Source organism: Streptomyces sp. ML-6, from assembly GCF_030116705.1.
Taxonomy (GTDB): Bacteria; Actinomycetota; Actinomycetes; order Streptomycetales; family Streptomycetaceae; genus Streptomyces.
In genome coordinates this window covers 3,903,676-3,918,074 of sequence record NZ_JAOTIK010000001.1, presented here as the reverse complement: position 1 = coordinate 3,918,074, position 14,399 = coordinate 3,903,676, and the positions used below count along the sequence as shown (strand labels likewise).

Genomic DNA, 14,399 nt, shown 5'->3' with positions numbered 1-14,399 from the left:
GGGTTTCGATGAACGCGCCGTATGACGGTGACCGCGGTCAGGGTGCGGGCGGAGCCGGGTCCTCCGGCGGGCCTCCGATGCCCCAGGGCCCCGGCCAGGTTCCGCCGATGCCCGACCCGTACCTCCAGGACGCCTACGACCGCGACCCCTACCGCGCCCAGGACCTGACCGTCCAGGACCCGGTGACCGAGGCCCTGTACGACCGCGCCGCGCACCCGCCGCCGCCCCCGGGCACCTACCAGCAGCCTCATCCGCTCTACCAGCAGCCGCCTGCGGCGCAGTACCCGCCCGACCCGCGCGTCTGGGCACAGGCCCCGCCCCCCGAGCCCGGCGGCCCGTCGCGGCACCTGCCGTACGGCGACAACGCGGCAACCACCCAGTTCGTCGGGGTGGACGACCTCGTCAGCCAGGCCTCCCGGGACGAGGAGCAGCCCGACGCCTTCGCACACCTCTTCCGGGACCAGGAGGGCCCGTCCGGCTCGGCACCCGCCCCCGCGGCACCCGAACCGGCTCCTGCGGCCGCTCCGCCCAAGTCCGGCGGCCGGGTCTCCGGGCTGCTGAAGTCCAGCGCCCTGATGGCGGCCGGCACCCTGGTGTCCCGCCTGACGGGGTTCGTCCGCAGCCTCGTGATCACCGCCGCGCTCGGTGCGGCCCTGCTCGGTGACAGCTTCACCATCGCGTACACCCTGCCCACGATGATCTACATCCTCACCGTGGGCGGCGGCCTCAACTCGGTCTTCGTGCCCCAGCTCGTCCGCTCCATGAAGGACGACGAGGACGGCGGCGAGGCCTATGCCAACCGGTTGCTGACCCTCGTGATGGTCGCGCTCGGCGTGATCGTCGCGATCGCGGTCTTCGCCGCCCCCTGGCTGATCCACATGATGTCGCCGACGATCGCCCAGGACGCGGCGGCCAACAGCGTCGCCGTGACGTTCGCCCGGTACTGCCTGCCGACCATCTTCTTCATGGGCGTGCACGTCGTGATGGGCCAGATCCTCAACGCCCGCGGCAAGTTCGGCGCGATGATGTGGACGCCGGTCCTCAACAACATCGTCATGATCTTCACGTTCGGCATGTTCATCTGGGTCTACGGCACGTCCGCCGAGTCCCGGATGGGCGTCGAGACGATTCCGGCGGAAGGGGTCCGGCTCCTCGGCATCGGCACGCTGCTCGGCCTCGTCGTGCAGGCCCTGGCCATGATTCCGTACCTGCGCGAGGCGGGCTTCCGTTTCCGTCCGCGCTTCGACTGGAAGGGACACGGGCTCGGCAAGACGGTCAAGCTGGCCAAGTGGACCGTCCTGTTCGTCCTGGCGAACCAGGCGGGCGTGATCGTCGTCACCCAGCTCGCGACCTCGGCGGGCAAGCTGTCCGGCAAGGACGGCGCCGGCTTCCTCGGCTACTCCAACGCCCAGCTCATCTGGGGCATGCCTCAGGCGATCATCACCGTGTCCGTCATGGCGGCCCTGCTGCCCCGCATCTCCCGCGCCGCCCACGACAACGACCCGGGTGCCGTCCGGGACGACATCTCGCAGGGTCTGCGGAACTCGGCCGTCGCGATCGTGCCGGTGGCCTTCATGTTCCTCGCCCTCGGCCTGCCGATGTGCACCCTGCTGTACTCCTCCGCCGGAACCGAGGCGGCCCGGTCGATGGGTTACATCCTCATGGCCTTCGGCCTCGGCCTGATCCCGTACTCCGTGCAGTACGTGGTGCTGCGTGGCTTCTACGCCTACGAGGACACCCGCACCCCCTTCTACAACACGGTCATCGTCGCCGCGGTCAACGCCGCCGCCTCGGCCCTCTGCTACGTGATGCTGCCCGCCGAGTGGGCCGTGGTCGGCATGGCCGCCTCGTACGGGCTCGCCTACGCCGTCGGTGTGGGCATCGCCTGGCGGCGGCTGCGCAACCGCCTGGGCGGGGACCTGGACGGCGCGCACGTCGTACGCACCTACGCCCGGCTGTGCATGGCCGCCGTCCCGGCGGCGGTGCTCGGCGGAGGCGTGGGCTTCGCCGTGCTCCTGGGCCTGGGCGAAGGCGCCTTCGGCTCGCTCGTCGCGCTGATCTGCGGCGGGGCCGTCCTGCTGGGCGTCTTCTTCGTCGCCGCCAAGCGCATGCGGATCGAGGAGATCAACGGCATGGTCGGCATGGTTCGAGGACGTCTCGGACGCTGAGGTCCGTCGGCCGCACAACCATCCCCGCCCCTTGCGTGTCGTGCATAGCGCCGGAGTGTGGGCACAATTGGCGTGACTGTGCAGAGCTGGCTGGCATCGCGCAACGGATGGGGAGGCAGGAACGACGGTGGCGGAACGTAGCACGGCTGCCGTCGACGTGGCCGACAACAGTGGCGACGAGCCGCTGACCGCCAAGGCGGACGAGGCCACGACCGACGGGACGGCAGAAGCTCAGGACAAGACGAGCTCGGAGCCACAGGGGACGGACGGCGAGCGCATTGGTTCCAGGCCCACCCTGCCAACCCCTGATCTGCACAGTGGCCACAAACTTGCCAGACGCTACCGGCTCGAGGAATGCGTCACCCGTCTGGACGGATTCAGCAGCTGGCGGGCCGTGGACGAGAAACTGCGCCGGGCGGTTGGCGTCCATCTCCTCCCCGCCGATCACCCCCGCGCCCGTTCCGTGCTGGCCGCGGCCCGGTCCTCCGCCCTGCTCGGCGACCCACGCTTCGTGCAGGTGCTCGACGCGGTGGAGGAGGACGACCTCGTCTACGTCGTCCACGAATGGCTCCCCGACGCCACCGAACTCACCTCCCTGCTGGCCTCGGGACCGATGGACGCGCACGACGCGTACCAGCTCGTCAGCCAGGTCTCCCAGGCCATGGCCGCCGCCCACCGGGAAGGGCTCGCGCATCTGCGGCTCACCCCGGGTGCGGTGCTGCGCAGCTCGACCGGGCAGTACCGGATCCGCGGCCTCGCGGTGAACGCCGCTCTGCGGGGCATCACCTCCGAGGGCCCGCAGCGTGCGGACACCGAGGCGATCGGCGCCCTTCTCTACGCCGCGCTGACCCAGCGCTGGCCGTACGAGAACGACGCGTACGGCCTGACGGGGCTTCCCAAGGGAGTGGGGCTGATCGCCCCCGACCAGGTGCGGGCCGGCGTCCACCGCGGCCTCTCCGAGATCGCCATGCGCGCGCTGGCCAACGACGGCGCCACCGCCTCCCGGCAGGAACAGCCGTGCACCACGCCGGACGAGCTGGCCAAGGCCGTGGCCGCGATGCCCCGCATCCGTCCGCCGGAGCCCGCTTTCACGGCGCCGCCCGAGTACCAGCGCACGACCTACCAGCAGGGCTCCTACGGCCGTCCACCGAGCGGGCCCGTCCCCCCGCAGCCCGTGGTCGTCGTGCCACCGGCCCCGCTCCAGAGCCGCACCGGCAAGGTCCTCAAGTGGGCCGTGTCCGCGCTGCTCATCGCCGCACTGGGCCTCGGCAGCTGGCAGCTCGCCGAAACGCTCATCGACCGTCTCAAGGGCTCGGAGCCCGAAGAGACCACGCAGACCACTCCGAAGGGCGGCGACGAAAAGGCACCGGCCCCGCCCAAACCGCTGCGGATCACCGATGCGACGGAGTTCATGCCCAGCGGCTCGGGCATCCAGACAAATCAGGTGTCGAACTCCATCGACGGCGATGCGAGCACGGCCTGGGTCACCCCGCGCTATGTGGGCTACGCGAACTTCGGCAACTACTCGAACCGCAAGGACGGCAGTGGCATAGTCGTCGATCTGGGCAGCGTCCAGGACGTCTCCGGCCTCGAGATCGGCATGTACCGCAGCGGACAGAAGATCGAGGTTCTCGCAGCCGGTACAGATGCCTCCGCCCCGTCGTTGCTCTCGGACTTCCCGCAGCGCCTCACGAAACTCGAAACGGTGGGGAAGGAGCTGAAGCAGACCTTGGACAAGCCCGTACGAACCCGCTACGTCCTGATCCACGTCACCGAGCTCCCGTCGGACGGAACGGGCGGCTATCGGGGCGGGATCGCGGAGATCTCCGTACTCAACTGACGAAGAGGCCGGTGGGGACGCCCCACCGGCCTCCCGCACATCCGGCGCCCACATCGGACGGCTGCCCCACGCCCCCTGCCCCGCCCGCCCGGAATCGTGATAGACAGACGCACCGCGACATGGAGAAAGGGAGGGAGGGGGAGGTGGCCGCCGAGCCGTCAGAACCACTCAGCGACTCAGACCTCCTCGCTCGCCATGTGGCTGGTGACCCCGATGCCTTCGGCGAGCTCGTGAGGCGCCACCGCGATCGGCTGTGGGCCGTGGCGCTGCGCACCCTGGGCGACCGCGAGGAAGCAGCCGACGCCGTCCAGGACGCCCTCGTCTCCGCGTTCCGGGCCGCCCACACCTTCCGCGGCCAGTCCGCCGTCACCACCTGGCTGCACCGCATCACCGTCAACGCCTGTCTCGACCGGGTTCGCAAAGCGGCCACCCGCAAAACCGCGCCCATCGACGACACCCAACGGTTCGAGCAACTCCTCGAACCGCATGAATCCGCAGAGGCCCCCGCGGAACGTCAGGACCTCCACCGCGAGCTGCTGGCCGCACTCGCCACTCTCCCCGCCGAGCAACGTGCCGCACTCGTCCTCGTGGACATGCAGGGCTACCCCGTGGCCGAGGCGGCACGCATCCTCGACGTACCGGCAGGCACCGTGAAGAGCCGCTGCGCACGGGGGCGAGCCCGGCTGGCCCCCCGCCTCGTCCACCTCCGCAATGAGAACGCGGGAACCGGCGGATCCGGCGCGGAAAGGAACCGGACGGGGCGCTCATCCGTCCCACCGGCATCGGGGCCGAGTAACGCCGGCACGGGTGATCCCGCTGCAGTAGTGAAGGGCGGAGGTGGACAGGCATGACATCAACGACCGACACGACCCGGCATCCGGACGTCACGGAGATCTCCGACCTCACGGAGGGGCTGCTCCCGCCGCCGCGTGCGGCAGAGGTCCACCGCCACGTGGAGGGGTGCGAACCCTGCGGCGAGGTCCATGCCGCCCTCCAGGAGATCCGGGAACTGCTCGGCTCCACGCCCGAGCCCCCACGCATGCCGGACGATGTCGCGGACCGCATCGACGCCGCGCTTGCCGCCGAAGCAGCTCTCACGGACACCGAAGCACCCGACGACTCCGCACATGTTTCACGTGAAACGGAGCTTCTGCCGATACAGAAGTCCGTCCCCGATCCCGGCAGTCCCCCGGACCGCCCGGCAGGCCGCCCCCGCGCGGCCACGGGTCCCGGCCGACGGCCGGTCCGGCGTAGCCGCCGCGTCGCCGTGCTCGGTGCCGCCCTCGGCGCAGCCATGATCGGGATGAGCGTCTTCATCATCCAGGGGCTCCAGCCGACCCACGATTCTGCGGGCATCAGCGCCTCGGACCGCCGGTCCGGCTCCACGGCGAGCAATGAGGACACCTTCTCCGGCACCCCACTCGAAAGCCGGGTACACACCCTCCTCCTGGGCGCCGAGACGAAGCCTTCGAGCCCGGACGATTTCCACACCGAGAAGCAGGCCCCGTCCGTCGGGGCCCAGTCGACCCCCACGGGCGATTCGACCGCCCTGCCTCAGACGCCCTTGCGAGCCCCCACCGTGTCCGTACCGGCCTGTGTGCAGCAGGGCATCGGCCGCAAGGCCCCGGCCCTCGCTGCGGAAACCGGGGCCTACGAGGGCACGGACGCCTTCCTCGTCGTCCTTCCGCACCCTTCCGACACCGGCCGTGTGCAGGCTTATGTCGTCGATGCCACCTGCGTCCAGAACTCCACGGACAAGAGCAAGCTCCTGCTGACCCGCACCTACGCGCGCCCCTGAAAAACGCTTCCGGAGCCGCTCCGACACGTCGGGGAATGCATCCCCCGTAGGATCCGTTGGGTGGGGTGAGAGTCGTTGAACCGACCCCAGTAGGCGTGGACAGTAGGCAGTCTGCAGAGACGAGGAAGAAACCCGTGAGCGACGTCCGTAACGTGATCATCATCGGCTCCGGCCCCGCGGGCTACACGGCCGCCCTTTACACCGCACGTGCCTCGCTGAAGCCGCTGGTGTTCGAGGGCGCCGTCACCGCCGGTGGCGCGCTGATGAACACCACCGACGTGGAGAACTTCCCGGGCTTCCAGGACGGGATCATGGGCCCCGAGCTCATGGACAACATGCGCGCCCAGGCCGAGCGGTTCGGTGCCGAGCTCGTCCCCGACGACGTCGTCTCCGTGGACCTCACCGGGGACATCAAGACGGTCACCGACACGGCCGGCACGGTTCACCGCGCCAAGGCCGTCATCGTGACGACCGGCTCCCAACACCGCAAGCTCGGTCTGCCCAACGAGGACGCCCTCTCCGGACGCGGCGTCTCCTGGTGCGCCACCTGCGACGGGTTCTTCTTCAAGGACCAGGACATCGCGGTGGTGGGCGGCGGCGACACCGCGATGGAAGAGGCAACCTTCCTCTCCCGCTTCGCCAAGTCGGTCACCATCGTCCACCGCCGGGACACACTGCGCGCCTCCAAGGCCATGCAGGAGCGCGCCTTCGCCGACCCGAAGATCAAGTTCGCCTGGGACAGCGAGGTCGCCGAGATCCACGGCGAGCAGAAGCTGTCCGGCCTGACCCTTCGGAACACCAAAACCGGCGAGACCTCCGAGCTCGCGGTGACCGGCCTGTTCATCGCGGTGGGCCACGACCCGCGCACCGAACTCTTCAAGGGCCAGCTCGACCTCGACGAAGAGGGTTACCTCAAGGTCGACGCCCCCTCGACCCGCACCAACCTCACCGGTGTCTTCGGTGCGGGTGACGTCGTCGACCACATCTACCGGCAGGCCATCACCGCTGCCGGCACGGGCTGCTCGGCAGCTCTCGATGCCGAGCGCTTCCTTGCCGCGCTCGCCGACGACGAGAAGGCCACCGCCGTGGCCACCGTCTGATCCACGCTTCTCACCCCACACCCCCAAGAAGTTAAGGAGGTCGCCGTGGCCGGCGCCCTGAAGAACGTGACCGACGACTCCTTCGACGAGGTCGTCCTGAAGAGCGAGAAGCCTGTACTGGTGGACTTCTGGGCCGCTTGGTGCGGTCCGTGCCGTCAGATCGCGCCCTCTCTGGAGGCCATCGCCGCCGAGCATGGCGAGCAGATCGAGATCGTCAAGCTCAACATCGACGAGAACCCGGCCACGGCCGCCAAGTACGGCGTCATGTCCATCCCGACCCTGAACGTCTACCGGGGCGGCGAGGTCGCCAAGACCATCGTCGGTGCCAAGCCGAAGGCCGCGATCCTCCGTGACCTCGAAGACTTCATCGGCGCGTAGCACCGCAGCACGATGTTTCACGTGAAACGGGTCCGTCCCTCGGGGACGGACCCGTTTCGCTTTTCTGTAAGTACACGGGTCTCCGTGAGTACACGGATCACAGCGGTCTGAGGGCAGGTTCCTTCTGCACCGCGCCCAGCAACCGGTCCAGCGCCAGCTCGACGTCTTCCTTCCAGGAGAGCGTCGTCCGCAACTCCAGCCTCAGCCGCGGATGAATCGGATGCGGTCGTACGGTCTTGAAGCCGACCGCCAGCAGATGATCCGCAGGAAGCACACAGGCAGACTCCTTCCAGCGGGCGTCACCGAACGCTTCGATCGCCTTGAACCCCCGCCGCAGCAGATCCTTGGCCACGGTCTGCACCATGACCCGGCCCAGCCCTTGTCCCTGGTAGCCGGGCACGATCCAGGAAGTCATCAGCTGCACGGCATCGGGGGAGACCGGACTGGTGGGAAACGCCGTCGAGCGCGGCACATAGGCCGGTGGCGCGTAGAGAACGAAGCCCACCGGTACATCGTCGACGTAGACCACACGTCCGCACGATCCCCAATCCAGGAGAACGGCCGAGATCCACGCCTCCTTCTCCAGCGCGGACGTCCCCGCCTTCAGCGCGGCTTCCCCGCTGACGGGATCGAGCTCCCAGAAGACGCATGATCGGCAGCGTCGGGGGAGATCGGAAAGGTTGTCCAGTGTGAGCGGTACGAGCCGACGCCCCATGAAGGCTGTTCCTCGCTTCCTTCACTCGTCGCATCGTGTACGACGGTCAGTGCACCCCGTTCGAGAAGCAGGCCCCGGCAAAGCCCTCATGGTTCCCGGGCCCGGTTCCGCCGTCATCGCTCGAGTGCGGCTCACTGGTCGCATGGCCCTCCCCACCGAGGCGACTCAAGCCGGATGTGCCATACCGGAACGCATCGTATCCACCCGAAGGTGAAGCCGACACCGGGAGAAGGCAAAGGGCGGGCTGTGTTCCGGCAACCACCGGAACACAGCCCGCCCACCATCCCGGCGGGCCGGGATCAGTCCTCGTCGTCCTTGTCGGATTCCTCGGAAGGCGTCCGGTCCAGCACGCGCTCCTCACCCGGTGCCAGGCTGCTGAGGATCCGGTCGAGATCTTCCATCGACGCGAACTCGACGACGATCTTCCCCTTCTTCTGCCCGAGGTCAACCTTCACCCTGGTCTCGAAGCGGTCCGACAGCCGGGAGGCGAGATCGGACAGCGCGGGCGAGACCCGGCCGCCGGCCCGCGGTCCCTTGGGCTTGGCGGAGCTCGTGGGGTTGGAACCCATGAGGGTCACGATCTCCTCGACCGCGCGCACCGACAGCCCCTCGGCCACGATGCGGTGGGCGAGCCTGTCCTGCTCCTCCGAGTCCTCCACGGACAGCAGGGCCCGTGCGTGCCCCGCGGACAGCACCCCGGCCGCGACCCTCCGCTGCACCGGAGCCGACAGCCTCAGCAGACGCAGCGTGTTCGACACCTGTGGGCGCGAGCGCCCGATCCGGTCGGCCAGCTGGTCATGCGTGCACTTGAAGTCCTTGAGCAGCTGGTCGTACGCGGCTGCCTCCTCCAGCGGGTTGAGCTGGGCCCGGTGGAGGTTCTCCAGGAGCGCGTCCAGGAGAAGCTTCTCGTCCTCCGTGGCCCGGACGATGGCCGGGATCCGCTCCAGCCCCGCCTCTCGACAGGCTCTCCAGCGCCGCTCACCCATGATGAGCTCAAAGCGCTCCGGCCCCACCTTCCGCACCACGACGGGCTGGAGCAGACCCACCTCCTTGATGGAGGTCACCAACTCCGCGAGTGCGTCCTCGTCGAACACCTCACGGGGCTGACGAGGGTTCGGGGTGATGGAGTCGAGGGGCACCTCGGCGAAGTACGCCCCGGAAGCCGTTGCCGGCCCGGGAACCACATCGCTCTCCAGGACCGGCGCACTCGGCTCCGGCACCACCGGGGTGCTCGCGAGGGTGGCCACCTTCGCCGCGGCCACGCCCCGCTCCGTCGTCATCACCGGTCCCGCCCCGGAGGAGGCCGGGCCCATCCCCGCGGACGGCACCTGCTTCTCCTGCGGAGCGGCGGGGATCAGAGCACCCAGCCCACGCCCCAACCCTCTTCGACGCTCGCTCACTGAATACCCTCCGAAATGCTCTGCTGGCTGTTCCCAGTGCCTGCGTGGGCATGCTGGGCCTCGTACTGGACCCCGACGCCCCGCAGGGCGATCTCACGCGCTGCTTCGAGGTACGACAGCGACCCGCTGGAACCCGGATCGTAGGTCAGCACCGTCTGCCCGTAGCTCGGCGCCTCCGAGATCCTCACCGATCTCGGAATGCTCGTTCGCAGCACCTCCTTGCCGAAGTGCGTGCGCACCTCCTCCGCGACCTGTGACGCGAGCCTGGTCCTGCCGTCGTACATGGTGAGCAGGATCGTCGACACGTGGAGGTCGGGATTGAGGTGCCCTCGTACCAGGTCCACGTTGCGCAGCAGCTGCCCCAGCCCTTCGAGCGCGTAGTACTCGCACTGGATGGGGATCAGCACCTCGGCACCGGCGACCAGAGCGTTGACCGTCAGCAGACCGAGCGAGGGCGGGCAGTCGATGAGGATGTAGTCCAGCGGCTGCTCGTATGCCTGGAGCGCCCGCTGCAACCGGCTCTCCCGTGCCACCAGCGACACCAGCTCGATCTCCGCACCGGCGAGATCGATGGTGGCGGGGGCACAGAAGAGACCTTCGACGTCCCGAACGGGCTGGACCACTTCGGAGAGCGGCCTGCTGTCCACCAGGACGTCATAGATGGAGGGGACCTCGGCATGGTGATCGATGCCCAGAGCCGTGGAGGCGTTCCCCTGCGGGTCGAGGTCGACCACCAGAACGCGCGCGCCGTGGAGCGCGAGCGAGGCGGCAAGGTTGACCGTCGTGGTGGTCTTACCCACCCCGCCCTTCTGGTTGGCCACCACCATGACGCGCGTACGGTCAGGCCGGGGCATGCCCTCGCCGGCGCGGCCTAGGGCCTCGACCGCCAGCTGGGCCGCACGACCGATGGGTGTGTCGTCCATCGGCGGTGGTGTTTCACGTGAAACACCCTCCCCCGCCGATTCGGTTCGGGGACCGGGGACCGGATCGGTCATCGGTCCCGCGAAGTTGGCGTCGGACCGCAAGGATTCACTCTCCTCGACTTCAGGCTCGCAATGAACAGAGCCTGCCATGCTTTCGGGGTCGTGAACCAGCGAGGTCGGTTCTTCTGTGGATGATTCCTCTTCTGTGGACAACTCCGTAGCCCTCACGGGCTTGCGATGCCGTGGCGCGGCAGCCGCGCGACCGCGCCTGATGAACTCCTGCAGCAGAGAGCGACGTTTCACGTGAAACACGATGCCCCTGCGGCTGGGCCGCAGGGGCACGACACTCCGCATGGTCACGTATGGCCACATGCCGGGAGAACCATCATTAAGTGGTAGCAATCGCCCATTACGGCTGACCTCGCCGCATGGTCGGGGTCGTCAGCGACGACGTCGCGTGCGGCTCGTCCGCGCGGCCTTGGCCCTCTTCGCGGCGAACCTCACACCACCGGGGCTCTCCCCGACCACCACGCGCACCACCGTGGACATCGGGTCGACCACGCCCTCACCGACGTGCAGCACCTCGGTCTCCTCCACGCCGAGCTTGCTCAGGGCTGCCCGCGCCCCGGCGATCTCCTCCACGGCGGTATCCCCCTTCAGCGCCAGCATCTCGCCGTACGGGCGCAGCAGCGGCACGCCCCAGCCGGCCAGCCGGTCCAGCGGGGCCACCGCTCGGGCCGTCACCACATGAACCGGCTGCAGCGTCCCCAGGACCTCCTCGGCGCGGCCGCGCACGACCGTCACGTGGTCCAGGCCCAGCAGCTCGACGACTTCCTGGAGGAAATTCGTCCGCCGGAGCAGGGGTTCCAGCAGAGTGATCTTGAGGTCCGGTCGCACCAGTGCCAGCGGAATGCCCGGAAGCCCCGCGCCCGAGCCCACATCGCAGACCGTGACCCCCTCGGGCACGACCTCGGAGAGCACCGCGCAGTTCAGCAGGTGCCGCTCCCACAGCCTGGGTACCTCGCGCGGCCCGATCAGCCCCCGCTTCACTCCGGCGTCCGCCAGCAGCTCCGCGTACCGAACAGCTTCCGGGAAGAACTCGCCGAAAACCGCGCGCGCCCCTTCCGGCGCCTCGGGAAGCTCTACTTCCGCCGTCACGGGAACCGTCCTTCCTTACCGCACTACCGCACTGTGAGTGGCTGACTATCAGGCTGACAAAGACCGGCCCCGCCTGCGAACAGACGGGGCCGGTGGAGCAAAGGGTCCGGTCAGGCCGGGAGAACGACGACGAAGCGCTGCGGCTCCTCGCCCTCGGACTCGCTGCGCAGACCGGCGGCCGCGACCGCGTCGTGCACGACCTTGCGCTCGAACGGGGTCATCGGGTCCAGCTTCACCGGCTCGCCGGTGCTCTTGACCTCGTCCGCGGCCTTGGCGCCCAGCTCGGCGAGCTCCGCCCGCTTCTTGGCCCGGAAGCCCGCGATGTCCAGCATCAGCCGGCTGCGGTCCCCGGTCTCCCGGTGCACGGCGAGCCGCGTCAGCTCCTGGAGCGCCTCCAGCACCTCACCGTCGCGGCCCACGAGCTTCTGCAGTTCACGTGCCGAGTCGCTGATGATCGAGACCGCGGCCCGGTCCGCCTCGACGTCCATGTCGATGTCGCCGTCGAGATCGGCGATGTCGAGCAGGCCCTCGAGGTAGTCCGCTGCGATCTCGCCCTCCTGCTCGAGGCGGGTCAAGGTGTCGCTGCCCTCAGCGGCCGTGGAGATGGTGCCTTCCGTCACGGATGGACTCCTTCTTACTTCTTGGACGGGTGCTTGGGCCGCTGCGGACCCTTGCGCTGCCCGGACTTGGCTTGGCGTGAGGAGCCGGACGCAGGCTTGCCCGCCGGCTTGGGCTTCTCGTCCTGCGGTGCCTTCCCCTTCTGCAGGGAAGTCTTGGAGCCCGACTCGGTGGAATCGGCGCTCTTGGCCGCCGTGGCACCGGTCTGGCGCTGGGCCTTGGTCTGGCGCTTGGGCTGCTGACGGCGCTGCGCGGCCGTGCCCTCGGCGTCGGCGACGGACGTCTCGCCCTTGATGACCGTGCCGTCCTCCTGGGCGACGAGCCCCAGCTTGGCCAGCCCCGTGATGAACTTCCGCTCGATGTCATTGCGGTCCGGGCCCTTGGCCACGATCCGCTTGACGGTGTTGCGACGGGTCCTTCCGCGGACCTCACCGCGCGCGGCGACACTCTTCAGCAGGCGTCCCAGGTACTGGTCCTGCGCCTTGCTGCCCGGGGTCGGGTTCTGGTTGATCACATACATCTGCTGACCCATGGTCCAGACGTTGGTGGTCAGCCAGTAGACGAGGACACCGACGGGGAAGTTGATGCCCATCACGGCGAAGATCACCGGGAAGATGTACATCAGCATCTTCTGCTGCTGCATGTACGGCGTCTTGACCGTCAGGTCGACGTTCTTCGTCATCAGCTGGCGCTGGGTGAAGAACTGCGAGGCCGACATCAGCACGATCATGACCGCGGTGACGATCCTGACATCGGTCAGCGAGGCGCCGAGGGCCTGGACCTTCTCCTCGCTGTCCATGAACTTGGCGGCGAGCGGGGCACCGAAGATGTGGGCCTGACGGGCGCTGTCGAGCAGCGCCTGGTCGATCACGCCGACCTTCTTGTTCGAGGCGATCGACGAGAGCACGTGGTACAGGGCGAAGAAGAACGGCGACTGCGCCAGGATGGGAAGGCACGAGGAGAGCGGGTTGGTACCCGTCTCCTTGTACAGCTTCATCATCTCTTCGGACTGACGCTGCTTGTCGCTCTTGTAGCGCTCCTGGATCGCCTTCATCTTCGGCTGGAGCACCTGCATGTTGCGGGTCGACTTGATCTGCTTCACGAAAAGCGGGATCAGGCAGATCCGGATCAACACCACCAGGGACACGATGGACAGGCCCCAGGCCCACCCGGTGTCGTCACCGAAGATCGCCCCGTACAACTTGTGGAACTGGACGATGACCCATGAGACGGGCCAGGTGATGAAGCTGAACAGACTGGCAATCGTGTCCACTAATCAGGCTCCTTGAGCATTGGGCGAAGTCTCTGCGGCCGGGCCCGGGGGTTCTGAGACCGATCCCCGGGCAGGCACGTCAGCGGCGGAGTCCCCGCCCTTGCCACCGCGCATGGCATTACGCAGGAGTTCATGCCAACGCGGACGTTTGCGTGGTGGAACATGGTCCACGCCACCGGGTGACCACGGATTGCACCGCAGGATGCGCCAGGCCGTCAACGCAGTCCCCTTGATCGCCCCGTGCCGGTCGATCGACGTGTATCCATAGTGGGAACACGACGGGTAGTAACGGCAGACAGGCCCGAGGAGTGGGCTGATCGTCCACTGGTACAGCTTGATGAGAGCCAGCAGCGGGTACTTCATCGCGCGCCCCCTCCCAGCAGCCGCTGGAGAGCGGCATCCAGGTCTCGGGCCAGCTGATCATGGTCGGCGTCGCCCGCTCCGGGCAGCGCTCGTACCACAACAAGGCTACCGGGGGGCAGCAGCGCGAGCCGATCGCGGACCAGATGGCGAAGCCTGCGCTTCACCGCTGTGCGTATCACCGCTCCACCCACTGCTTTGCTGACAACGAAACCCGCACGCGGCGGGGAAGCGTTCTCCCCAGTCGCGTGCGGGTCCGTTGAACCGCTGCGTAGATGGACGACGAGAAGCGGGCGGCCGGCCCTGCGCCCTCGACGTACCGCGGTCGCGAAGTCCTCGCGCCGCCTCAGCCGATTCTCGGTAGGCAGCACGTCATGACCTGTTAAAGCGATCAGGCGGACAGGCTGGCGCGACCCTTGCTGCGGCGGGACGCGAGGATCGCGCGGCCGGCACGGGTGCGCATACGCAGCCGGAAGCCGTGGGTCTTCGCGCGACGACGGTTGTTCGGCTGGAAGGTGCGCTTGCTCACTCGGGGGCTCCAGAAATGACTCGTGTGTTGGCGGGACATCGCCTGGCTGTCACCGTGCGCCCACGAGAGACTCGCGTAAACGCTCTAGTGCACCGCTTCACAATCACAGATCGTGATCTTTGCCCATCGGAGGCAGGCG

The 14,399-nt window shown here is 68.4% G+C and carries 15 protein-coding genes; 6 read left to right on the top strand and 9 right to left on the bottom strand.

Going from position 1 to position 14,399, the window contains the following annotated elements; all coding sequences use genetic code 11:
• Positions 1 to 8: 8 nt before the first annotated feature.
• The 6 genes from murJ (at position 9) to trxA (ending at position 7,284) form a co-directional block, all read left to right on the top strand.
• Positions 9 to 2,168 carry a murein biosynthesis integral membrane protein MurJ gene (gene murJ, locus OCT49_RS17310; RefSeq protein ID WP_283852791.1) on the top strand — a complete coding sequence of 720 codons (2,160 nt, stop codon included), beginning with the start codon at positions 9 to 11 and terminating at the stop codon, positions 2,166 to 2,168.
• A gap of 127 nt (positions 2,169 to 2,295) precedes the next feature.
• A complete protein-coding gene (locus tag OCT49_RS17305) occupies positions 2,296 to 4,008 on the top strand; it encodes a protein kinase family protein (protein ID WP_283852790.1) in 1,713 nt (570 codons plus the stop codon).
• A 119-nt stretch (positions 4,009 to 4,127) separates the two neighbouring features.
• Positions 4,128 to 4,859, top strand: coding sequence for an RNA polymerase sigma factor SigM (sigM, locus tag OCT49_RS17300; RefSeq protein WP_283852789.1), 732 nt, complete (start codon positions 4,128 to 4,130; stop codon positions 4,857 to 4,859).
• Positions 4,856 to 5,806, top strand: coding sequence for an anti-sigma factor family protein (locus tag OCT49_RS17295; protein WP_283852788.1), 951 nt, complete (start codon positions 4,856 to 4,858; stop codon positions 5,804 to 5,806). The genes sigM and OCT49_RS17295 overlap by 4 nt, the downstream gene beginning before the upstream one ends.
• A gap of 134 nt (positions 5,807 to 5,940) precedes the next feature.
• Complete coding sequence (trxB, locus tag OCT49_RS17290; RefSeq protein WP_283852787.1) at positions 5,941 to 6,906, top strand: thioredoxin-disulfide reductase; 966 nt, start codon at positions 5,941 to 5,943, stop codon at positions 6,904 to 6,906.
• A gap of 45 nt (positions 6,907 to 6,951) precedes the next feature.
• A complete protein-coding gene (gene trxA / locus OCT49_RS17285) occupies positions 6,952 to 7,284 on the top strand; it encodes a thioredoxin (RefSeq protein ID WP_283852786.1) in 333 nt (110 codons plus the stop codon).
• 97 nt (positions 7,285 to 7,381) lie between these two features.
• Here trxA and OCT49_RS17280 read toward each other — a convergent pair whose 3' ends face one another.
• The 9 genes from OCT49_RS17280 to rpmH all read right to left on the bottom strand — a co-directional run bounded on the left by OCT49_RS17280 (position 7,382) and on the right by rpmH (position 14,260).
• Complete coding sequence (locus OCT49_RS17280) at positions 7,382 to 7,999, bottom strand: GNAT family N-acetyltransferase (RefSeq protein WP_283852785.1); 618 nt, start codon at positions 7,997 to 7,999, stop codon at positions 7,382 to 7,384.
• Positions 8,000 to 8,298: 299 nt separating this feature from the next.
• Positions 8,299 to 9,399 (bottom strand): ParB/RepB/Spo0J family partition protein, encoded by a 1,101-nt coding sequence (locus OCT49_RS17275; RefSeq protein ID WP_283852784.1) that lies wholly within the window; start codon positions 9,397 to 9,399, stop codon positions 8,299 to 8,301.
• Positions 9,396 to 10,472 (bottom strand): ParA family protein, encoded by a 1,077-nt coding sequence (locus OCT49_RS17270; protein ID WP_283855829.1) that lies wholly within the window; start codon positions 10,470 to 10,472, stop codon positions 9,396 to 9,398. Before OCT49_RS17270 ends, OCT49_RS17275 begins: the two co-directional genes overlap by 4 nt.
• A gap of 291 nt (positions 10,473 to 10,763) precedes the next feature.
• Positions 10,764 to 11,480 (bottom strand): 16S rRNA (guanine(527)-N(7))-methyltransferase RsmG, encoded by a 717-nt coding sequence (rsmG, locus tag OCT49_RS17265; RefSeq protein WP_283852783.1) that lies wholly within the window; start codon positions 11,478 to 11,480, stop codon positions 10,764 to 10,766.
• A 110-nt stretch (positions 11,481 to 11,590) separates the two neighbouring features.
• Positions 11,591 to 12,100, bottom strand: a complete 510-nt coding sequence (locus tag OCT49_RS17260) for a Jag family protein (protein ID WP_283852782.1) — start codon at positions 12,098 to 12,100, stop codon at positions 11,591 to 11,593.
• A 14-nt stretch (positions 12,101 to 12,114) separates the two neighbouring features.
• Positions 12,115 to 13,371 carry a membrane protein insertase YidC gene (gene yidC / locus OCT49_RS17255; RefSeq protein ID WP_283852781.1) on the bottom strand — a complete coding sequence of 419 codons (1,257 nt, stop codon included), beginning with the start codon at positions 13,369 to 13,371 and terminating at the stop codon, positions 12,115 to 12,117.
• 3 nt (positions 13,372 to 13,374) lie between these two features.
• Entirely contained in the window at positions 13,375 to 13,734 is a 360-nt protein-coding gene (gene yidD, locus OCT49_RS17250; protein ID WP_283852780.1) for a membrane protein insertion efficiency factor YidD, read from the bottom strand.
• Positions 13,731 to 14,102: a ribonuclease P protein component gene (gene rnpA, locus OCT49_RS17245; protein ID WP_283852779.1), complete on the bottom strand. Its 372-nt coding sequence runs from the start codon at positions 14,100 to 14,102 to the stop codon at positions 13,731 to 13,733. The genes yidD and rnpA overlap by 4 nt, the downstream gene beginning before the upstream one ends.
• Positions 14,103 to 14,122: 20 nt before the next feature.
• The gene (gene rpmH, locus OCT49_RS17240; RefSeq protein ID WP_006348049.1) at positions 14,123 to 14,260 is read right to left on the bottom strand and encodes a 50S ribosomal protein L34; all 138 of its coding nucleotides are present in this window, start codon (positions 14,258 to 14,260) and stop codon (positions 14,123 to 14,125) included.
• Between the last annotated feature and the right edge of the window lie 139 nt (positions 14,261 to 14,399).